Raw genomic sequence first — 20,690 nt, forward strand, 5'->3', positions numbered from 1 at the left:
CACCCTAGCCCAGGTGATCCCGAGCCGGCCCTTGCCACCGGGACGGCCGGCGGCGGCCGAACGCGCGCTGGCCGAGCAGGTGCTGAGCACGGTGCCCGACGTGGACAAGCTGCTCTACGCCCGGGTGGACATGGCCGAGGACGCCGCGGGGCAGCCGATCCTGACCGAGCTCGAACTCGTGGAGCCGGGCCTGTACCTGCGTTTCCACCACGCCTCCATCCCCGCCTTCGTCCAGGCGATCGTGGAGGTCGCCGAGGCCGCCCGGGGCTCAGGTCACCTCGTGGGTGACGCCGTCGAGGCGGGAACGCTCGGCCGCCCAGGCGATCAGGTGGCTGTGCAGGCTCTCGCCGGGTGAGGACAGCACGGCCGAGCGGTCCCCGGTCTCGACGGCGTCGAGGAACGCGCGCATCAGCCCCGCGTCACCCCCGCCGTGGCCGCCGGCGGCCGTGCCGTCGCCCGTGACGGAGGTGTCGATGACGTACGGCCGGCCCGTCACGAAGTCGGTCACCGTCAGGCGCACGCCGTCGCCCTCGACCGAGCCGTGGGTGCCGAAGATCCGGGTCTGCCGGTGGCCGAGCGGGGTGAAGGCGGTCATGGTGAAGGCCGCGGTGGCGCCGCCCTCGAACTCCATATTCACCACCTGATGGTCGACCACGTCGTTGTCGCAGGCGTAGACGCATCTGCCGTACGGGCCGGTGCGCAGGGCCGCGCGCACGCCCGCCTCCGACACGTCCTCGGTGATGGTGTCCAGCGGCCATGCCTCGCGCCCGGCCATCGGCAGGTAGAGGCGGGGGGCGGAGTAGGGGCAGGTGGGTTCGACGGCGCAGTCCAGGCAGCGGTCGGCGGCGCCGTCCGGGCGGTTCTCGGGGCGGAAGTGCTTCAGGCCGCCGAAGGAGGAGACCCGGGTGACCTTCTCGCCCAGGATGTGCACGAGCCAGTCGAGGTCGTGGCAGGACTTGGCGAGCAGCATGAAGGCGGACTCGCCCGTGCGCCGCCAGTTGCCGCGCACGTAGGAGTGGGCCTGGTGCCACCAGCCGACCTGCTCCAGGTGCTGCACGCTGACGATCTCGCCGATCCGGCCGCTGTCGACCAGCGTCTTCAGCGCCCGGGTGTAGGCGGTGTAGCGCAGCACGTGGCAGACGGCGAAGACGGTGCCGGCCTTCTCGGCGGCGGCCACGATCGTGCGGCAGTCCTCCTCGGTGACCGCCATCGGCTTCTCCAGCAGGATGTGGTAGCCCAGCTCGGCGAAGCGGACCGCGGGCTCGACGTGGCCGGCGTCCTGGGTAGCGATGATCACCGCGTCGGCCTGGCGAGGGAGGGCGGCCAGGTCGCGCCAGTCGGCATACTGGGCCGCCTGCGGGAAACGGGCGCGGCGGCTCGGCACGGGGTCGGCGACGGCGACCACGCGGGCCCGGCCTCCGAGGTGGCGGGTGTAGCCCGCCCCGCGGGAACCCGCGCCGACCACGGCGAGTGTGAGCGTCATGCCGCTTGACGCTACCAAGACGACCTAGATCATGGACTTCTCCCGTTCGCGTATCCTGACCGGTTCCTCGTCGTGCTCGTTGCCCTCGATCGACAGGTTGGGCAGGAGCCGGTCCAGCCAGCGCGGGCACCACCAGTTGGCCCGGCCGAGCAGGACCATCGTCGCGGGCACCAGGAAGCCGCGGATGATCGTGGCGTCCACCGCGATCGCCACCGCCAGGCCCACGCCGAACGTCTTGACCAGCGGATCCGGGTAGGCGATGAAGGCCACGAAGACGGCCACCATGATCAGGGCGGCCGAGGTGATGACCCGGCCCGTGGAGCCCAGGCCCTCGGCGACCGCGCGGCGGTTGTCGCCGTGTTTCAGATACGCCTGCCGTACCGCGGTCAGGAGGAAGACCTCATAGTCCATCGACAGCCCGAAGAGCACCGCGAACAGCATCAGCGGCACATAACTCTCGATGGGCACGGTGAAGAACACGGTCTGCAGGTACGAGGCGTCGGCCGGCGGGTCCATGCCGACCAGGCGGCTGCCCAGGCCGTAGGAGAAGACCAGCGCGAGCGCGCCGAACGCGGCGCCCAGCGAGACCAGGTTCATCAGCGCCGCCTTCAGCGCAATCACCGGGGCCCGGAAGGCCAGCAGCAGGAGCAGGGCGCTGAGCAGCACGACCACGCCGATGACCAGGGGCGTGCGGTCGGAGATGCGGCCGGCGGCGTCCGACAGCGCGGCCACCTCGCCGCCCACGTGCACGTCCACGCCGGGCCGGTCCAGCGCCCTGACCGCGGCCACGACGCCGGGGGCGCGCTCGTCGCTGGGCGCGTAGTCGGGGATGGCCTGGATCATCACCGACCGGCCGGAGTCGTTGAGCTTGGCCGGGGCCACGTGGGCGATGCCGGCCACGTCCTCGACGTCCTTGACCAGCGTCTTCACGATCGGGGCATCGGCCGAGGCGACCTTCTGGCCGAGTTCGGCCACGACGACCAGGGGGCCGTTGATGCCGGGGCCGAAGCCGGTGGCCATCAGCTCGTAGGCGCGCCGGGGCGCCGAGCCCTGGTCGCCGTAGCCGTCGTCGAGCGGGCCGAGCTTCAGCGCGAGCGCGGGCGCGGCCAGCGCGGCCAGCACCAGGACGCTGGCCAGCAGGACGCTCCACGGCCGCCGCGCCACCCAGGCGCCGAGCCCGGCCCAGCCGGAACCCTCCTTGCGCCGGCCGAGGAAGGGCACCTTGAGCGCGTTGACCTTCTCGCCCAGGACGCCCAGCAGCGCCGGGACGAGCGTGATCGAGGTGAGGACGGCGAAGACCACGGAGATGCCGGTGATCCAGCCGAGGGTGCGCAGCAGCGGGAAACCGCCGAGCACCAGCGCGCTGAGCGCGACCATGACCGTGCCGCCGGCGAAGACGACCGCGCCGCCGGAGCTCGCCACGGTCCGCCGTACCGACTCCAGGACCGGCACTCCGTCGGCCAGGAGTTTGCGATGGCGCGAGAGCAGGAACAGCGCGTAGTCGATGCCCACGCCGAGCCCGATCATCGTGGCCATGATGCCCGCCTGCTTCGGGACGTCCACCACGTGCCCGAGCAGCCCGATCAGGCCGAGCCCAGCGGCCACGCTGACCAGCGCGGTGAAGATCGGGACGAGCGCGGCCACCAGCGTCCCGAACGCCAGCACGAGCACCAGCAGCGCGCAGACCACGCCGATGATCTCGCTGGGGCCGGTCTTGATCTCCTTGTCGGCCGGGGTCGAGCTGTCGGCCGGTACCACCTCGACGCCTTCGGCCCTGATCGGGTCGGCCGCCTTCGACAGCGCCTGCGTGGTCTCGGCGAGCTTGGCGTTGTCGTGCCCCTCCATCCGGACCGTGATCAGCCCGATCTGCAGGTTGGAGGCGATGCCGCCGCGCCGGTAGGGCGTCTCGGCCACCTCGACGTGCGGCATCTCCTCAAGCCGGTCGATGACCTTCTCGACCGCGCTCTTCCTGCGCTCGGTGACGAGCTGCCCGTCACCCGAGTACAGCACCAGCTGGACCGTGCCGCCCGGCGCGAACCCCGGGCCGAACCCGTCGCGCATCAGGTCGTGGGCGCGTTGCGCGTCCGTGCCCGGGATGCTCACGTCGTTGCTCACCGGCCGGCCGGACAGCATGCTGCCCGCCATGAGCCCCGCCGCCGCGATCACCCATAACGCCAGTACCAGCCGCCCGTGCCGCGCACACCAGCCACCCAGCAGACCCAGAAATCTCGCCATGATTTACGCCCGTCCTGTACGCTCGTACAGCCGCCTACGCTGCAGAGATTAAACGGGAAATTTCCGGAAATCCCGTGTCGGCCGGGAAATGAGACGATGACCACATTCGAGCACGGCAACGACACCAGGAGCCGAATCCTGGCCGCCGCCCAGCGCCTGTTCGCCGAGCGCGGCTACGCCGCAACCTCCCTGGCCGACATCGCGGCCGAGGTGGGCCTGACGAAGACCGCCGTCGCCTACCACTTCCACCCCAAGGACCGCCTGGCCTCCGAGCTCATGGCCCCCGCCGCCGACGACGTGTTCCGGCTGCTGGGCCGTACGCACGACTTCCTCCCGGCGCTGGTCGAGTGCGTGGTACGGCACCGCGCGGTGATCCGGCTCCTCATGGAGGACCTGGGGGCGGCCGACGACGCCCCGCCCGGCACCCCCGGCGAGGCCATCAGAACCTTCCGCGACGCGATCTACGAGCGCCTCGTCGGCCCCGAGCCCTCGGACCGGGACCGCATCCGGGGCTGGGCCATCCTGGGAGCCCTGCAGTGGGGCGTCGTCCACACCATGGACCTGCCGGAGCCTGCGGTCCGCGCCGAACTCCTGCGCCTCGCCCGCGCCATCTAGCCCGGGCGGCCCGCACGCCAGGTGTCGAGGGCGGCGCGGGCACGCGGCATGTCCCCGGGGAAGCGGGTGGCCTTGGCCAGCATCCACAAGACGACCTGAAACCGGCGCGCCGCCACGAACGGGCCCAGCTCGTCCGGGTCGGCGCCGTAGGCGAGCACCGCCTTCCTGCCGTCGAGCCGGGAGGTGCCCAGGAGAACGGCCAGGTCCCAGGCGACCGGGGCGGCGTGGGTCTCCTCGAAGTCGTTCCAGAGCGGGCCGCCCGCGGTCATGAGCAGGTTGCCCGGATGGGCGTCGCCGTGAACCGCCTGGAGGGGGCCCGCGAGCGTCAGGCCGTCGCGGGCGGCGCGCAGTTCGGCCAGCTCGTCCGGACTCAGGACCGCGGCCAGGGCGTCGAGCAGGCAGGCGGTCTCTTCCAGCACCGGGGTCAGGACCGGGAGGTCGCCGGGGAAACCGCGGAGCGCCGCGTGCAGCTCGGCCAGGGCGCGGCCCATGCCGGCCGAGGTGAGGCGGCGCCGCGGGTCGTGGCCGACGTGCCGCCAGAACGTGATCGGGACGCCGTCGCGGACGACCGGGCCCGGCGGGAGCAGGTCGCTGGGCGGGACCACGGGGAAGCCGAGGCCGTCCAGGTAGGAGACGACCACCACCTCGCGGGCCATCGCCTCGGCGGGACGCGGCCGGCCCAGGGACACGACGGCCGGGACCCTGGCCACGATAGGGGCGGGGTGCATGTGGATGCGCAGGTTGTAGGAGTCGTTGAGGATCACCGGGTCCGTGACCGCGATCCCGTGGTCACGGGCGACGGCGACAGCGGCGGCCACGGCCTGCGCGGAATCGAACACACCGCCATTGTGGCTTCCGCCGATCATGCCAGGAGAGTGCGCCAGCGGTCGGCCGACTCCATGATGTCCAGGCTGACGCGTTCCAGGAACGCCGCCGTCTTGGCCAGTCGCTGTCCCACGGGGCTGTGGAGCCCGTAGGTCTCGGCCGCCGCCATCGTGGCCCGCGCGGTCTCGAGGGTCTGCCGCTCGCTGGTCATGATCGCGTGGTACCAGGCGTCGTCGTCGATCACGTAGACGTCGCGACGGCGCCGCTGGTCGCGTTCGCGCCGGATGAATCCGAGCTGGACCAGGTAGTTCACGGCCACGGAGACGGAGGCCGGGCTGACCTTGAGCCTGCGGGCCAGCTCGGCCGCGGTGCGCTTGCCGTCCTCGGACAGCGCCAGGTCGTGGTGCACGCGCGCGGCTGTTCTCGGCATCCCGGCTTTGACCGCCATCTCGAGGATCTCCTGTTCCAGCGCGGCGACCGGCGGCATGGCCGCGGGCGGGGGTGCCGGGGTGCCGCGCCGGGCCCGCTGGATCGTCGCCTGGTGCGCCTGCTGGGCCTGGTAGCCGGCGGGGCCGCCGTTGCGGCTGATCTCCCGGGTGATCGTCGAGGTCGGCCGGTCGAGCCGCCTGGCGATCTCTCCATAGGAGAGTTTGTCGGCGAGCCCGGCCGCGATGCGCTCGCGGTCCTGCTGGGTCAGTCGTCCTCCTGGCATGTCGCCAGTATTGTCTTCGCCATCATCCATTGCAACACACTCTTGCGTTCGCCCTCAGCGTCATTGCTCCAATTTGGGCATTCTACCTGCATATACGCATTCTCATGATTGACAGTATGTCGAATGCAACATAGCTTTCGAGTCACACAAAACACGTACTATCGCGAAACGAGGATCCATCATGAGTGCAGCCACGGCGCTGGCGACCGCGCTGCTGGCCGGGGCGGTCGTGCCCGGCCTGGCCATCACGGACGGCAGGGCCGCCGCCGGACAGGACCGCCCGGAACTGCAGCAGGCCATCCAGGCGATCGTCGATGCCGGCTTCCTCGGCGTGCAGGCGCGCGTGAACGACGAGCGGGGCGAGTGGGCCGGCAGCGCCGGGCAGCGCAAGCTCGGCTCGGCCGCGAAGCCGCCCGCGAACGGGCATTTCCGGATCGGCAGCAGCACCAAGCCCTTCGTCGCGACCCTGGTGCTGCAACTGGTGGCCAAGGGCAAGCTCAAGCTGGACGGCCCGGTGGCCGACCACCTGCCCGAGTTCAAGCTGGACCGGAACATCACGGTGCGGATGCTGCTGCAGCACACCAGCGGGCTGTACAACTACACCGGCGAGTTCCGCCCCGACGGGTCGGTCGAGCCGGGCATCCCCGCGACGGGCAAGGAGTGGGCGGACGTCCGCTTCAAGACCTATCGGCCGGAGGAACTGGTGCGCTTCGGATTGTCCAAGGGGCCGCGGTTCGCGCCGGGCGAGAAGTGGAGCTACTCCAACACCGCCTACACCCTGGCCCAGCTACTGATCGAGAAGGTCACCGGCCACTCGATGGCCGACGAGATGCGGCTGCGGATCCTGGGTCCGCTCAAGCTGCAGGACACGCTGCTGCCGGGCGCCTCGCCGGAGCTCCCCCGCCCGCATCCCCATGGCTACTTCCGCTACGAAGACGACGGCCAGTGGAAGGTGATCGACGTCACCCGCCAGAACCCCTCCATGACGGCCGCCGCCGGTGACATGATCTCGACGACCCGGGATCTCCACACGTTCTTCTCCGCGCTGAACGGCGGCAAGCTCCTGCCGCCCAAGCTGCTGGCCGAGATGCGCAAGCCGCACCCCAAGAGCTACGGCCCCTTCGGCGGCTACGGCCTCGGGACCTACGTGCAGAACCTGGGCCCGGACTGCGGCACCGTCCTGCATCACAACGGCAGCACCGCGGGGGGCTACGTGTCGGTGATGTACAGCACGCCCGACGGCAAGAAGACCCTGACCGCCTCGATCACGTACGGCGAGGCCGCACCCGACCTGGCACAGGCGTTCCCGAAGGCGCGGGACAACCTTCTCGCGCAGGTGTTCTGCGGCGGGCAGGCCAAGCCGGCCCCATAGCCGGCCCGCCCGTTGGCGCGGCCGTGCTTGTCGCCGCTAGTCGAACGTGATGACCGTCCGGGCGACCGTGCCCTCGCGGACGTGGTCCACGGCCTCGTTGACGCGGTCCAAGGGCAGGCGTTCGGTGATCAGGCCGGTCAGGTCGAGGCGGCCCTGCTGGGCCAGGGCGGCGAGCATGGGCAGGTCGCGGTGCGGGGCGCTGTCGCCGCCCTGGGTGCCCATGAGGCGGCGGGAGGCGAACAGCAGGGCGGGGTCGATCTCGGCGGGCCGGCCTTGGGGCGGGCTGCCCACCATCACCGTGGTTCCGCCGGGCTGGGTGGCGGCGAAGGCGGTGGCCAGCACGCCCGGGACGCCGGTGGCGTCGAAGGCGTACTCCACCCCGCCCCTCACTATCTCGGCCACCTGGGCGGGCAGGTCCGCGGGGACCAGGGTGTGGGTGGCGCCGAAGCGTGCGGCCAGGTCGAGCTTCTGTTCGGCGACGTCGGCGGCGATGATCGTGGTGGCGCCGGCCAGGACGGCGCCCTGGACGACGTTGAGGCCGACGCCGCCGCAGCCGACGACCAGGACGGAGGCGCCGTGCCGTACCTCCGCCACGTTGAGGACGGCGCCCACGCCGGTGATGACGCCGCACGCGAGCAGGGACATCGCGTCGAAGGGCGCCTCCTTGGAGATCTTGACGCAGGCGGTCTCGCGGACCACCGCGTACTCGGCGAAGGAGCCGATGCCGATGAAGCGGCGGGTTTCGACGCCGTCCAGGTGCACGCGGGGGCGGCCGCCCATGATGGTGTGCAGGCGTTCCGGGCCCGAGCACAGGTGGAAGCGGCCGGCTCCGCAGAAGGCGCACCTGCCGCATGGGCCGCTCATCGAGATGATCACGTGGTCGCCGGGGCGGACCGCGCTCACCCCGGCGCCGACGCTTTCCACGATTCCGGCGCTCTCGTGGCCGAGGATGTACGGCAGGCGGGTGACGACCGGGCTCTTGCCGTCGATGGCCTTGAGGTCGGAGCCGCACACGCCCGAGGCCCTCACCTGAACCCTGACCTCGCCGGGCCCGGGGTCGGAGATCTCGGCCTCGCGGATCTCCATGGGCTTGCCGTACTCGGTGAGGATGGCCGCGCGCATCAGCATGCGCACACGGTAGCAAGCAAATGCTTGGTTGAACATTGACGAGCACCAAACCGCTGCTTACTCTGACCGAAACCAAGCGAGCGCTAGGCCAAAGTGGAGCGATGATGGCCATGTTGCGACGGGAACTCGGGATCATGGCGGCGGTTCTGGTGGCGCTCGCGGGATGCGCGGCCCAGCAGAAGGCATCCGGTACGGCCGGCGGCGCCGTACCAGGCGTGACGGAGACGAGCATCAAGGTCGGCGGCGTGCTGACCAAGACCAGCGCCAGCGGATACTCGACCAAGGACGCCGAGATCGGCGCCAGGGCGCGCTTCGAGCGGGCCAACGCGGCGGGCGGCGTCCACGGCCGGACGATCGAGTTCGCCGGCGCCGAGGACGACGGCCAGGACGCCGCCAAGGGCGACGCGGCCGCCAAGAAGCTCGTGCAGAAGGACCAGGTCTTCGCCGTGCTCCCGGTGCACGCGCCCAACTTCGGCGGCGCGGCCTTCCTGGAGCAGCAGGGCGTCCCCTGGTACGGCTGGGCCACCGGGCCCCAGTGGTGCGGCACCAAGACCGGCTTCGGCTACAACGGCTGCCTGGCGCCCAAGCCGGGCTCCGGCTCGCAGACCTGGTGGGGGCGGCAGATGGCCGACCTGCTCGGCGGCGCCCAGGGCAAGACCGTCTACGTGCAGACCTCCGACTCCAGCGGCAGCAAGTACGGCGGCACGACCATCTCCCAGTCGTTCGAGGCGGCCGGGTTCACCCTCGTGGGGCTCAACTCGGCGCTGCCGGCGGCTGCCCCGCCCCCCGACTGGCTGCCGTACGTGAACAAGATCATGACGTCCAACGGCGGCAGGGCGCCGGACATCGTGGTCTCGATCATCGCCGGGACCAAGTTCAACGTCGGCCTCTACACCGCGCTGAAGAAGGCCGGCTACAAGGGCGTGCTCAGTGACGCCACCAGCTACGACGTGGCCATCCTCAAGGACCCGGCCACCGCCGCGGCGATGGAGGGCGTGGTCGCGGCGCCGATGTTCGAGCCCTTCGAGTCGTCGGCTCCGGAGGTCTCCCAGTTGCGGGCCGACGTCGAGAAGGTCGCCCCCGGCACGCCGCTCACCCAGCATCTGGCCATCGGCTACTGGTCGGCCGACATCTTCCTCGACATGATCACCAAGGCCGGGAAGGACCTCACCCGGCAGAAGGTGCTCGACGTGGGCAACGGCTCCTACACCTATGAGAACGCCGGGTTCGGCAGGGTTCGCTACCCCAAGGACCACAACGAGCCGAACGGCTGCGGCGCGCTGGTCAAGCTGGAGGGCGGCGCCTTCCAGGTGGCCAAGAACATGAAGTGCTTCGACAACGTGCCGCTGAAATGATCCTGGGCTACATCCTCAGCGGGCTGGTCACCGGGGCCATCTTCGCGGTCATGGGGGCGGGGCTGACCCTGTCCTACGCGGCGACCGGGGTGTTCAACTTCGCGCACGGGGCGGTCGGGTTCCTGGCCGCGCTGGTGTACTACGAGCTGAACGTGGCGCTCGGGTTGCCGACGTGGGTGTGCGCGGTGGTGGCCGCCGGGATTTTTGCGCCTTTACTGGGATATTTCCTGCATCGGGCGATGTTTCGGGGATTGGCGCAGGCGGGGGAGACCGCCCAGATCGTCGGCACGATCGGGCTCACCATCGCGCTGCCCGCCCTCGGACTGCTGCTCGTGGACCTGCTCGGCCTGCCCAGCGCCGACGCCACCTCCCTGCCCCGCGGCCTCGGCCCCTTCCCGGCCGCCACGTTCACCGTGCTCGGCGTGCCGCTCGACTCCATGCAGCTCATCACCTTCGGCTTCGCCGCCGTCGCCGCGCTCGGGCTGTGGGCGTTCATGCGGCACACGCCGTACGGCCTGCGGATGCGCGCCTCCGTCGACCGGCGGCGCCTGGCCACGCTGCGCGGCATCGACGCCGACGCCACCTCGGCCCTGGCCTGGATGCTCGGCTCCGGCCTCGCGGGCCTGGCCGGAGTGCTGGCCGTTGCCATCGTCGGGCTGGACGCCACCGCCTACACCGTGCTGCTGTTCGCCTCGGCCACGGCGGCGGTCTTCGGGCGGCTGAGCTCCATCCCGTGGACGTTCGCCGCCGGGCTCGGGCTGGGCGTGGTGCAGAACCTCGTCGCCGGGTACACCGACTTCCTGTCGGAGATCACCGGCCTGCGTACGGCGGTGCCGGTCATCCTGTTGTTCGCCGGGCTCATCCTGCTCAACCGCTCCCGGGAACGCGTCGCGGGCAGCACGGCCGAGGACGCGCCGCCGCCCGACTACCTCGCGGGCATCCCCGCCTGGCGGCGCCGGCTGCCCTGGGCGCTGGCCCTGGCCGGGCTGGCCGTCTTCACCTTCACCGCCCAGGAGTACTACGTCGGCATCGCCGCCCACGGCCTCGTCCTGGCGCTCGTCTTCTGCTCGTTCGTGGTCGTCACCGGGATCGGCGGCATGGTCAACCTGGCCCAGGCCGCCTTCGCCGCCATGGCCGCGCTGACCTGCGGGTGGGCGTTCGCCTCCGGGCTGCCGTTCGCGGTCGCGATCCTGCTCGGGGTGCTGGCCGCCACCGCCGTCGGGATGCTGGTGGCGCTGCCCGCGCTCCGGCTCGGCGGGCGCATCCTCACCCTGGCCACGCTCGCGCTGGCGCTCCTGGCCGACCAGGTGCTCTTCCAGGTGGACGCCTTCAGCAACGGCACCATCGGCTGGCAACTGCCCGCGCTCGGCTTCGGCTTCGCCGACACCTCCGACCCGCGGGTGCGCGTGGTCGTGCTGCTCGTGCTCATCGGGCTGGTGGCGCTGCTGGTGCGCAATCTGGGGCGCTCCGCCTCCGGCCGGGCCATCCTGGCCGTGCGCTCGGCCCCGGCCGCCGCCACGACCTCCGGGATCTCGGCGCCGCGCACCAAGGTCATGCTGTTCGCGCTCGCCTCGGGGATCGCCGGGCTGGGCGGGGTGTTGTTCGCCGTCTCCAAGGGGTCGATCACCGCCACCGACCTGCCGGCCTTCGCCGGGTTCGTCTGGCTGGCCGTGGTCGTGCTCCAAGGGGTACGCCGGATCGGCGGGGCCGTCCTCGGCGGGCTGATCGCCGCGGCCTTCCCCGAGATCCTGGCGAACTGGGAGATCTCCGCGCACGTGGGGGCGATCCTGTTCGGAGCGGGCGGCATGATCCTGGCCAAGCACCCCGACGGCGTCCTGACCCAGCTGGCCGAGCAACGCCACCGCCGCAGGCAACGCCGCCGGGCCCGCGCGGAAGCCGTCGCCCGCCAAGAAGCCGCTCCACGGGAAGCGGCCGGAGCCTCCGGTGCCGTGGCGGTCCCGCGTCCCCAAGCCGCCGAGACCGGGGACCAGGGGGCCGACGCCCCGATCTTCCGCCTGGAGAACGTCGTGGCCGGGTACGCCGGGACCACCGTCCTGCGGGGCGTCGATCTGGAGGCGCACGAGGGCGAGGTGGTCGCCCTGCTCGGCGCCAACGGCGCGGGCAAGTCCACGACCTGCGCCGTCGCCGCCGGCGACCTGCCCGTCACCGCGGGCCGGATCCTGCTCAACGGCATGGACGTCACCCGCTGGCCCGGGCACCGCCGGGTCGGCCAGGGCATTCTGCTGGCACCCGAGGGCCGGGGCGTCTTCCCGGGCCTCACGGTCGAGGAGAACCTGCGCACCTGGCTGCCCGACCCGGAGGCCGTCTACGAGCGCATGCCACAACTGGCGGCCCGCCGTACCCTCGCGGCCGGGGCGTTGTCCGGCGGCGAGCAGCAGTTGCTCACGCTCGCCCCCGCCCTCGTCCGGCCCCCGGCCGTGCTGATCGCCGACGAGCCGTCACTGGGGCTGGCGCCGCTGATCGTGCAGCAGGTGTTCGACATTTTCGCCGAGCTCAGGGAACGCGGGGTGGCGCTGGTGCTGGTTGAGGAGAAGGCGACGGAGGTACTGGCGGTGGCCGACCGGGTGGCGTTCATGCGCCTGGGCCGCATCACCTGGACCGGCCCCCGCTCCGAGGTGGACGGCGACCGGCTCACCGCCGCGTACCTGGGGGTGGCGTGATGCTCCTCATCGAGGACGTGTCGGTCGCCTTCGGCGGGGTCCGGGCGTTGTCGGAGGTCGGCTTCGAGGTGCCCGAAGGGCAGATCTGCGGCGTCATCGGTCCGAACGGGGCGGGCAAGACGACGTTGTTCGACGTGGTGTGCGGGCTGCGCAGGCCGCTGAGCGGCCGGGTCCGGGTGGGCGGCGCGGACGTGAGCGCGCTCTCGCCGCTCCAGCGGGCCAGGGGCGGGCTGCGCCGTACCTTCCAGCGCACGCAGGTGTTCGGGCGGCTGACCGTCGCGCAGAACGTGCTGGCCGCGCTCGACTGGCGGGGCGGCGGTGGCGGGCTGCCCGCCGACCTGGTCGGCTGGCCGTCCCGGCGCAGGCTGGAGCGCGAGCGGGCCGCGCGCGTGGCCGAGGTGCTGGAGCTGTGCGGGCTGGCCGAGCTCGGGGACGCCTACGCGGCGTCGCTGCCGGTCGGTCAGCGCCGCCTGGTCGAGCTGGCGCGGGCGATCGCCGACCGCCCGCGGTTGCTGCTGCTCGACGAGCCGACCTCGGGTCTCGACCAGGACCAGACGGTACGGCTGCGCGCGGTCGTGTCCGCGCTGGACACCACGGTCCTGCTGGTCGAGCACGACATGGGCTTCGTCATGGACACCTGCGACCGGATCGTCGTCCTCGACCTGGGCAGGGTCATCGCCACCGGGACGCCGCGAGAGGTGCGCGAGAGCCCGGTGGTCCGGGCCGCCTACCTGGGGTAGTCCAGCGTGATGCCCTCGCGGCGCAGGTCCTCGATGATCCCGTCCACGAGCCGGGTGCTGACGGTGTGGGCCACCTGCCCGCTCTCGCGCAGCTCTCGTACGGCCGGCACCGGGTCGGGGTCGCCGAACAGGCGCTCGTCGGCATGGTCGGCGGCCCGGCCGGTCGGGTCGATCGCCCACCAGGATGCCTCCAGCGCGATCCCGTTGGGGTCGCTGAAGTAGATCGAGCGCAGGAAGCCGTGGTCGATCACGTCGGTGACCTCGCAGCCGTGCGCCTTGAGCCGGTCGCGCATGCGGTTGAGTGCGTCCTCGTCGGGCAGTTGCAGGGCGAGATGGTCGAACTGGGCGGCGCGGGAGTAGGGGACGCCGGCCGGTTTGGCGAAGCTGTCGAGCTCCTGGCCGGCGTACTCGAAGAAGGCGACCGAGCATCCCGGCCCCACCTCGAAGAAGTAGTGCCGGAAGGCGGGGACGGCGATGGTGGCGACCAGCCGGGCGTCGAGGACGCCGTGCCAGAAGCGCACGGTTGCGTCCATGTCGGCGGTCACAAGGGCGAGATGGTGCAAGCCCCGCCAGTGGGCGGGGTCAGCAGAGGCGGCCATCCTCTGACCGTACGCCTTTCAACTTTCCCCGTCACGTGAAAAGCTGCCCCGCGTTGACGTCGAGGGTGGCGCCGGTGATCGCCTTGGCCGCGTCGGAGGCGAGAAAGATGACGGCCCGCGCCACGTCCTCCTCCGTGGCGATGCGGCGCAACGCCACGGCGCGCACGTCGCGGTCGCGGACCTCCTCGAAGCTCACGTCCTCGGCGGCGGCCCGGCTGCGCATCCACGCGTCGAGCACATCACTGGCGATCCAGCCGGGGGCCACGCAGTTGACGCGGACGCCGGAGGGCCCGAGTTCGTCGGCCAGGCAGTGGGGTCCTGGCCGCCGTGACGACGCGGGCCCCTTCTTCCCGCATCAGCCGGGCCAGGGTGACGCCGAGGCCGGGCCCGGCGCCGGTGATGATCGCGATCTTGCCCTCGAGCAGCATGATGGTGATCGTAGGCCGCCCTTTGCGGTTTACCAAGCGTGCGCTAGGTTGGTGAGGGTGGATCTCGACTTCACCCCGGCCGAGCAGGACTTCCGCACCGAGGTACGCGACTGGCTGAGCGCCCACGTGCCCGCCGTGCTGCCGTCCATGGACACCCGCGACGGCTTCGCCGCCCACCGCGCGTGGGAGGCGCTCCTGGCCGAGGCCCGCCTCTCCGTCGTCTCCTGGCCCGGTGAGTACGGCGGGCGCGACGTCACCCTGATCGAATGGCTGATCTTCGAAGAGGAGTACTGGGCCGCCGGAGCCCCCGGCCGCGTCACCCAGAACGGCATCTTCCTCCTGGCCCCCACGCTGATGCGCTTCGGCACCCCCGCCCAGCGCTCCCGCTGGCTGCCCAGAATGGCCCGCGCCGACGACGTCTGGGCCCAGGCGTGGTCCGAACCCGAGGCCGGGAGCGACCTGGCCGCGATCGCCTCCCGGGCCGAACGCACCGAAGGCGGCTGGCTGCTGCACGGCCACAAGACCTGGAGCTCCAGAGCCGCCTACGCCACCCACGGCTTCGGCCTCTTCCGCACCTCCGGCGCCCGGCACAAGGGCCTGACCTACTTCCTCTTCGACCTGGCGCACGTGGAGGTGCGCCCCATAGCCCAGCTGGACGGCGAGCACGGCTTCGCCGAACTCCACTTCGACGGCCTGTTCGTCCCCGACGACATGGTCCTCGGCGAGGCGGGCGACGGCTGGCGCATCGCCATGGCCACCACCTCCTCCGAACGCGGCCTCGCCCTGCGCAGCCCCGGCCGCTTCCTGGCCACCGCCGACCGCCTCCTGGCACTGGCCGCCGGCGACCCGGTCCTGGCCGATCGCGCCGCCCGCTGCTGGATCGACGCCGAGGCGTACCGCCTGCACACCTTCGCCACCGCCCGCCGCCTCATGGCCGGACACGACATCGGCTCCGCGGCCAGCATGGGCAAGGTCTTCTGGTCCGAACTCGACCTCCGCATGCACACCCTGGCCATGGAACTCCTCGGCGACCGCGCGGCCTCCACACCGTGGTACGACGGCTTCCTGTTCTCCCTGGCGGGCCCGATCTACGCCGGAACCAACGAGATCCAGCGCACCATCATCGCCGAACGCGTCCTGGGGCTGCCCCGATGAACTTCGCCTTCACCGACGACCAACTCGCCCTGGCCGCGACGGTACGCGACATCCTGCGCGCACACCGCCCGTCCCCCTCTCACCGCGCCTCCGCCTGGCCCGCGCTGACCGAGGCCGGCTGCTTCGTCTCGCTGGTCCCCGAATCCGCGGGCGGCCTCGGGCTGGACCTGATCGACCTGATCCCCGCCCTGGAGGAAACCGGCCGCGGCTGCCTGCCCGGACCCGTCGTGGAAACCGCCGTGGCCGCGCCGTACCTGCTGGAGGGCCTGGCCGACCTGGCCAAGCTCGGCACGCTCGTGGTGAGCGCCGCCCCCGGCACGCTCGCCCCGGACGCTGACCTCGCCGACCTCGTCGTCTCCGGTGACCTCGTGGCCACCCGTGAGCGGGTACGGCTGGCCGAGGTGCCCGGGATCGACCCGTGCCGCCGGATGTTCGAGGTCACGCTGACCGGCACGCCCTTGCCGGGCTCCTGGGACAGGGCCCTGCCCCGGGCCGTCGTCGCCACCGCCGCCCAGCTCCTGGGAGTCGCCCGGCACCTGCTCGACACCTCGGTGGCCTACGCCGGGGTCCGGACCCAGTTCGGCGCTCCGATCGGCTCCTTCCAGGCGGTCAAGCACCAGCTCGCCGACGTGGCCATCGCCGTCGAGTTCGCCGCGCCGCTGGTCTACCGGGCGGCGCTGTCCGTCGGCGCCGGCCAGGCCGGCCGGGACGTCTCCGCGGCCAAGGCCGCCGCCGGGGAGGCCGCCGCCCTGGCCGCGCGGACCGCCTCGCAGGTGCACGGCGCCATCGGATACACCCACGAACTCGACCTGCGCTTCTGGCTGCACCGCGCCTGGTCGCTGTCGGCGGCGTACGGCGGCGCGGCCGCCCACCGCGCCGCCGTACGGGACGCGCTGCCCGGCGCCGCGAGGTTCCCATGAGGTACGGCGTGCCGCTCGGGCTCATCCATCCAGCCGCCTGGAAGGACGTGGCACAGGCGGCCGACGAGCTCGGGTTCGAGTCGGTGTGGCTGCCCGAGCACCTCGTGTTCACCACGGACCTGACCACGGCCGCCTACCCCGGAGGCGCCGACCCCGGCATCCGGCCGGAGACGCCGCTGTTCGACGCGCCCGCCTACCTGTGCTTCCTGGCCGCCTGCACCACCCGGGTCCGGCTGGGCACCGCCGTACACCTGTTCGCCCTGCGGCACCCGCTCGTGTCGGCCCGCGCCTTCGCCACGCTGGACGTGGTCTCGGGCGGCCGGGCCGTCTGCGGGGTGGGGGCGGGGTGGTACCGGGGCGAGTGGGACGCGGCCCAGGTGCCGTTCGCGGAGCGCGGAGCCCGCCTAGACGAGGCCATCGCGGTCGCGCGGCGCCTCTGGACCGAGCCCGTGGTGCGCCACGAGGGCCGTTTCTACCGCTTCCCCGAGCTGGCCTTCAACCCCAAACCCGTGCAGAGCCGCCTGCCGGTGCTGTGCGGCGGCGAATCGGCCGCCGCCCTCCGCCGGGCCCGCACGCTGGGGGACGGCTGGATCAGCATGCCCCACACCCTGGAGTCGATCCGGCCCCAGCTGAACCGGCTGGACCCGCCCGAGGACCGGGAGTTCTCGGTCACCGTGCACGCCTTCGGCCTGGCCTCGCCCGCCGAGGTGCCCGCCTGGGCCGGGCTGGGGGTGGACCGGCTGATCGTCCGGCCATGGACGCGCACCCGCGAGGCCGTCGCCCGCCTCGCCGCCTTCGCCGCCGAGTACGGCCTTTGAGATCAGGCGTGCCGGCTGCCGGACAGGACCGGGGCCTCGCCGTGGCGGTGGCGGCGGCCGCGGAGCGGGGCGTCCTGGATGAACGCCTCCGGGGTGTCCAGGATGTCGCCTATCACCACCGTGGGGATGGACGAGCGGTGCCGCCTTCCGCGGGCTGGGGCGGTCTGGGTGACGTCCAGGCCGGCGGGGATCTCCTGGCGGCGGCGCCGGCCGTGGTACTGGGCGCTCGCCTTCCTCGACGGGGTGAACGGGTCGAACGGGGCGAACGCACGGGCGGTCGCGGCGTCGAGGTTCTCCAGCGCCATGGTCGTGAGCTGCTCCAGGTCCGGCTCGACCGGGTCGGTGAAGCGGGGGAGGGCGCCGGTGTCCTCGGAGAACACGTAGTGCGAGGTCTCCACGGGCTGCTCGGGCCACGTTCCCGGGTGGACGGTGCCCCCGGTGCTCGGCTGGGCGGCGTCGTGGCGCACGGGCGTCTCGTGCCACGCGGGCGTCTCGTGGTGCACGGGCGTCTCATGCCGCACGGGCGTTTCGGCGTGGCGGCGGCGTCGGCCGGGTCGCCGGGGGGCTTCCGCGGGGAGGCCCTCCTCCCGGCGGAGCGCCGCGTTGAGGGCCTGACCGGCTCCCTTGGTCCAGACGGCGTCCTCGCCGGAGGCGCTGCTCAGGGCGGTCAGGTCCAGCGGCGTCCCGAACCGGTCCAGGCCCGCGGCCTTGGCCTCCATCTGCGCGGCCACGGTGCCACGCGGCGTGTCCAGCACCGCCCCGGACTCCAGCGGACGCCCGGCCCGGTGCGACCCGGCCAGTTCCGCACCGGTTGTCGTAGCCAGGTCCGCACCGGTTGTCGCGATCAGTTCGGCGTTGGCCAGGGCCTTCAGCTCTGCGCCGATCAGGTCGGACGTGGTCAGGTCGGACGTGGTCAGGTCGGTGCCCGTGGGGGACAGGTCCAGGGCCTCGGCGGGGCGGGTGGTGGCGAGGGCCGGGGTGAGGAGGCCGCGGCGGGGGCGGCGTCGGCGGCCGCGCTTGGGAGCGGGCTTGGCCGGGACGGCCGCGGCGGGCCGTACCCGGATGGCGCGGGTCTTGGCGACGGCCAGCACGGCGAGGGCGGCGATCAGGGCGGAGCCGACCAGGGCGGGGGTGCCGAGGACGGTGTCCGTGGCGGCGGGCTTGGCGTCCACGACGACGGGCAGCGGCGCGGTGGTGGCGGCGCTCGTGTCGGCGGTGGCGGGCTTGGCGTGCTTGCCCTTCTTGGGAGTCGCCTCGGGCGCCGGGGACTCGGTGCGGGGCTTGGTGGTCTGCTTCTGTGTGACGGGCTTCTGCGCGTCGGATTTGGGGGCTACGGGGCCTTTGGAGGTGTTCCGGGGTGCGGGAGCGGCCATGGGCGGGTGCGCCTCTTCTGGGGCCGTCTGAGGGATCAGGGCCGTCAGGCCGCCGATGTCGGCCGGGGTCCCGTCGGCGTCCGTGGGGAGGCCGGTGGACGCCTTGGTCTCCTCCTCCGCCTTCTGCTGCGCCGCTTCCTTCTCCAGGCGGGCCTTGATCTTGTCGGGGTAGCCGTAGCCGACGACCTTGCTGGTGTCGCGTTCCTTGCGCTTGGCGACGCCGCCGTCGATGTTGCCCTCGATCGTGTAGATCGTGTTGCCTTCGACCCGGGTGACGATGCCGACGTGGTCGATGCCGTCGACGTCGTCGCCGCCCTTCCAGTCGTAGAAGACCAGCGCCCCCACCTTGGGCGTCTTGCCCCAGGCGTCCTGTTCCTGGAACCACTTGGCGTGGGCCACGGTCCACGCGAACTGGCCCACGAAGTCCTCGTAACCCAGCTTGGCTGCGGCCCAGGAAAGGTACATGTCGCACCAGGGAGCGGAGCTGTAATCGGCGTCGAACTCGATGTTCTTGCCGTACCAGTCGCCGAACTTGGTGTAGTCGTCGGCTTTCTCCTTGTAGCCGAGCTCGCTCTCCAGGAGATCGATGAACTTCTTCATCTCTGGCGTCATGTACGTGCTGCGGACCTTCCGGGACGCTAGTGACGACAGCGGGGGCTGTAGTCTTCCGTGAGGAGTGAGGCTACCTAACTAAAAGGCCAGGTCAAGCACCGGCCAAGAAAGCCCCAAGTGCAGCTCCGCAGCAAACATGCAGGTCAGAAGGCCGCCAGAAATTTCCCGAAATCGTCTGGATTGGGGGAAAGATCTACCGAATAAAGTTCGGTAAACTGCCGGGCATGACGATCCGGGAGACCACCGGGGAAACCCGGCTCCAGGCGCTGTGCGAGCTGGCCGAGCAGGTACGCGAGCTCATGGACGCCACCACCCTCACCGACGTCCCCGAAGCCGAGCTGACCGCCGTCACCGCCACCCTCACCGAGGCCGCGGAACGCCTGCGGGCCGCCATGCGAGCCGCCCCGCAGCCCTTCGAATTCGCCCCCGACGGCAGCCTGCGCCACCTGGGCAACGCCGTCACCGGCGCCGCCAACCCCCACGCGCTCCCCCTCGTCGTCGAGCGCGACGGCACCGCCGTACGGGCCGACGTGCGCTTCCGTCCCCTGCACGAGGGCCCGCCCGGGTCGGTGCACGGGGGGATCAGCGCCATGATCCTCGACCACCTGCTCGGCCAGGCCGCGGCCGCCGCCGGGTTCGCGGGGATGACGGCCTCGCTGACGATGCGCTACCTCAAGCCCGTCCCGTACGGCACCGCCCTGCTGGCCACCGCCGAACACACGCGAGCGGAGGGCCGCAAGTCGTGGGCCGAGGGCCGCATCGCCGCCCAGGACGGCACCCCCCTCGTGGAGGCCACCGGCCTGTTCATCACCCCCACCACCTGGCCCACCCGCCCGGTGGCGTCACCGGAGCCATAGTCCGCCCAGGACTCTTGGTCTGGCCGGTTGCGGGGAGGTCGCGGGGCCGGGGCCTTGGGGTGGGGGTCGTAGGGTGGGGGCATGGTCACGGCCAGGCAGGCGGTCTACGCCACGCTCAAGGAGCGCATCATCGAGGGCGACCTGCACCCCGGCCAGCGGCTGATCGAGCGGGACCTGGCCGCCGAGCTGCAGGTTTCCCGGGTTCCGGTGCGTGAGGCGCTGGGGCGATTGGAGGCCGAGCGGCTGGTGGTGCTGGTGCCGCGGCAAGGGGTGCTAGTGCGGCCGTTCACCCCGGCCGACGTCGAGGATTTCTTCGATGTCCGGGAGAGCCTGGAGGTGCTGGCCGCCCGGCTGGCGGCGCGGCGGGCGGGCCCCGATGGGCTGATCGCCTTGCGGGCCGTCCTGGACCAGGCTGACGAGGCCACCCGACGACGGGACGCGCGGGCGATCGCGCTGGCCAATGCCGCCTTTCATACGACGGTGGTGACGTTGTCGGCCAACGCGCTGCTCATCGACATGATGCGGCCGCTGGAGGCGCGGCTGCGGTGGTTGTTCCGGTTGACGCACGACGATCCGGAGCAGCAGTGCGCCGAGCATCACGAGCTGTATGAGGCGATCGCCGCCCATGACGACGCGGGGGCCGGGGAGCGGATTCTGCGGCACATCCGGGCCGGGCGGGCTCGGTCGGTGGAGCTGGCGGCCACCTGGACGGCGGTGGATCCGGTGGCCGCCACCCGGACGCGGCGGCGCCGTACCACCGCCTGAGCGCTCGACTGCCCGGG

General features: G+C 72.1%; 20 protein-coding genes. 11 read left to right on the forward strand and 9 right to left on the reverse strand.

The features are described 5' to 3' along the window. Positions 1-13: 13 nt before the first annotated feature. Positions 14-355 carry a hypothetical protein gene (locus FVE25_RS43755; RefSeq protein ID WP_157253432.1) on the forward strand — a complete coding sequence of 114 codons (342 nt, stop codon included), beginning with the start codon at positions 14-16 and terminating at the stop codon, positions 353-355. Here the strand turns inward: FVE25_RS43755 and FVE25_RS43760 are convergent. Together FVE25_RS43760 and FVE25_RS43765 are read right to left on the reverse strand one after the other, a co-directional pair. Further along, positions 269-1,483 (reverse strand): Gfo/Idh/MocA family protein, encoded by a 1,215-nt coding sequence (locus tag FVE25_RS43760; RefSeq protein ID WP_157253433.1) that lies wholly within the window; start codon positions 1,481-1,483, stop codon positions 269-271. The genes FVE25_RS43755 and FVE25_RS43760 overlap by 87 nt on opposite strands. A 24-nt stretch (positions 1,484-1,507) precedes the next feature. Then, entirely contained in the window at positions 1,508-3,718 is a 2,211-nt protein-coding gene (locus FVE25_RS43765) for an MMPL family transporter (RefSeq protein ID WP_157253434.1), read from the reverse strand. A 96-nt stretch (positions 3,719-3,814) separates the two neighbouring features. Here FVE25_RS43765 and FVE25_RS43770 point away from each other — a divergent pair, with 96 nt between their 5' ends. Continuing rightward, positions 3,815-4,333, forward strand: coding sequence for a TetR/AcrR family transcriptional regulator (locus FVE25_RS43770; protein WP_157253435.1), 519 nt, complete (start codon positions 3,815-3,817; stop codon positions 4,331-4,333). Here the strand turns inward: FVE25_RS43770 and FVE25_RS43775 are convergent. Beyond that, positions 4,330-5,172: a phosphotransferase gene (locus FVE25_RS43775; RefSeq protein WP_157253436.1), complete on the reverse strand. Its 843-nt coding sequence runs from the start codon at positions 5,170-5,172 to the stop codon at positions 4,330-4,332. The genes FVE25_RS43770 and FVE25_RS43775 overlap by 4 nt on opposite strands. 23 nt (positions 5,173-5,195) lie before the next feature. Then, positions 5,196-5,870 carry a GbsR/MarR family transcriptional regulator gene (locus FVE25_RS43780; protein WP_157253437.1) on the reverse strand — a complete coding sequence of 225 codons (675 nt, stop codon included), beginning with the start codon at positions 5,868-5,870 and terminating at the stop codon, positions 5,196-5,198. 181 nt (positions 5,871-6,051) lie between these two features. Here FVE25_RS43780 and FVE25_RS43785 point away from each other — a divergent pair, with 181 nt between their 5' ends. Then, the gene (locus FVE25_RS43785; RefSeq protein WP_157253438.1) at positions 6,052-7,242 is read left to right on the forward strand and encodes a serine hydrolase domain-containing protein; all 1,191 of its coding nucleotides are present in this window, start codon (positions 6,052-6,054) and stop codon (positions 7,240-7,242) included. A 36-nt stretch (positions 7,243-7,278) separates the two neighbouring features. Here the strand turns inward: FVE25_RS43785 and FVE25_RS43790 are convergent, their stop codons facing one another. Beyond that, on the reverse strand, positions 7,279-8,370 hold the full coding sequence (locus FVE25_RS43790; protein WP_157253439.1) for an alcohol dehydrogenase catalytic domain-containing protein: 1,092 nt from the start codon (positions 8,368-8,370) through the stop codon (positions 7,279-7,281). A 110-nt stretch (positions 8,371-8,480) separates the two neighbouring features. Between FVE25_RS43790 and FVE25_RS43795 the strand changes: the two genes are divergently transcribed. The 3 genes from FVE25_RS43795 to FVE25_RS43805 are packed head-to-tail and all read left to right on the forward strand — an operon-like array spanning position 8,481 to position 13,146. After that, positions 8,481-9,725, forward strand: a complete 1,245-nt coding sequence (locus FVE25_RS43795) for an ABC transporter substrate-binding protein (RefSeq protein ID WP_157253440.1) — start codon at positions 8,481-8,483, stop codon at positions 9,723-9,725. Next, complete coding sequence (locus tag FVE25_RS43800; RefSeq protein ID WP_157253441.1) at positions 9,722-12,406, forward strand: ABC transporter permease subunit; 2,685 nt, start codon at positions 9,722-9,724, stop codon at positions 12,404-12,406. Before FVE25_RS43795 ends, FVE25_RS43800 begins: the two co-directional genes overlap by 4 nt. Continuing rightward, entirely contained in the window at positions 12,406-13,146 is a 741-nt protein-coding gene (locus tag FVE25_RS43805) for an ABC transporter ATP-binding protein (RefSeq protein WP_157253442.1), read from the forward strand. Before FVE25_RS43800 ends, FVE25_RS43805 begins: the two co-directional genes overlap by 1 nt. On the opposite strand, the gene FVE25_RS43810 is transcribed toward FVE25_RS43805, so the two are convergent. From FVE25_RS43810 to FVE25_RS43820, 3 genes are read right to left on the reverse strand one after another with little or no spacing between them, the layout of a single operon-like run. Then, positions 13,134-13,745 carry a VOC family protein gene (locus FVE25_RS43810; RefSeq protein ID WP_157253443.1) on the reverse strand — a complete coding sequence of 204 codons (612 nt, stop codon included), beginning with the start codon at positions 13,743-13,745 and terminating at the stop codon, positions 13,134-13,136. The genes FVE25_RS43805 and FVE25_RS43810 overlap by 13 nt on opposite strands. 31 nt (positions 13,746-13,776) lie before the next feature. Further along, positions 13,777-14,010: an SDR family oxidoreductase gene (locus FVE25_RS43815; protein WP_246268399.1), complete on the reverse strand. Its 234-nt coding sequence runs from the start codon at positions 14,008-14,010 to the stop codon at positions 13,777-13,779. Then, positions 13,985-14,173, reverse strand: a complete 189-nt coding sequence (locus FVE25_RS43820) for a hypothetical protein (RefSeq protein WP_157253444.1) — start codon at positions 14,171-14,173, stop codon at positions 13,985-13,987. Before FVE25_RS43820 ends, FVE25_RS43815 begins: the two co-directional genes overlap by 26 nt. A 57-nt stretch (positions 14,174-14,230) precedes the next feature. On the opposite strand from FVE25_RS43820, the gene FVE25_RS43825 reads away from it, so the two are divergent. The 3 genes from FVE25_RS43825 to FVE25_RS43835 are packed head-to-tail and all read left to right on the forward strand — an operon-like array spanning position 14,231 to position 17,066. Next, a complete protein-coding gene (locus tag FVE25_RS43825; protein WP_157253445.1) occupies positions 14,231-15,328 on the forward strand; it encodes an acyl-CoA dehydrogenase family protein in 1,098 nt (365 codons plus the stop codon). Then, positions 15,325-16,248: an acyl-CoA dehydrogenase family protein gene (locus FVE25_RS43830; protein ID WP_157253446.1), complete on the forward strand. Its 924-nt coding sequence runs from the start codon at positions 15,325-15,327 to the stop codon at positions 16,246-16,248. The genes FVE25_RS43825 and FVE25_RS43830 overlap by 4 nt, the downstream gene beginning before the upstream one ends. Then, a complete protein-coding gene (locus FVE25_RS43835) occupies positions 16,245-17,066 on the forward strand; it encodes a TIGR03619 family F420-dependent LLM class oxidoreductase (RefSeq protein WP_157253447.1) in 822 nt (273 codons plus the stop codon). Before FVE25_RS43830 ends, FVE25_RS43835 begins: the two co-directional genes overlap by 4 nt. A gap of 2 nt (positions 17,067-17,068) precedes the next feature. On the opposite strand, the gene FVE25_RS43840 is transcribed toward FVE25_RS43835, so the two are convergent. After that, on the reverse strand, positions 17,069-19,039 hold the full coding sequence (locus FVE25_RS43840) for a CHAP domain-containing protein (protein ID WP_181019906.1): 1,971 nt from the start codon (positions 19,037-19,039) through the stop codon (positions 17,069-17,071). Between the two features lie 236 nt (positions 19,040-19,275). Here FVE25_RS43840 and FVE25_RS43845 point away from each other — a divergent pair, with 236 nt between their 5' ends. Together FVE25_RS43845 and FVE25_RS43850 are read left to right on the forward strand one after the other, a co-directional pair. Next, positions 19,276-19,908 (forward strand): PaaI family thioesterase, encoded by a 633-nt coding sequence (locus FVE25_RS43845; protein WP_157253449.1) that lies wholly within the window; start codon positions 19,276-19,278, stop codon positions 19,906-19,908. 81 nt (positions 19,909-19,989) lie between these two features. Beyond that, positions 19,990-20,673 carry a GntR family transcriptional regulator gene (locus FVE25_RS43850; RefSeq protein ID WP_157253450.1) on the forward strand — a complete coding sequence of 228 codons (684 nt, stop codon included), beginning with the start codon at positions 19,990-19,992 and terminating at the stop codon, positions 20,671-20,673. Positions 20,674-20,690 lie beyond the last annotated feature (17 nt).

The organism is Nonomuraea typhae (genome assembly GCF_009760925.1).
In the GTDB taxonomy this organism is placed as follows: Bacteria; Actinomycetota; Actinomycetes; order Streptosporangiales; family Streptosporangiaceae; genus Nonomuraea; species Nonomuraea typhae.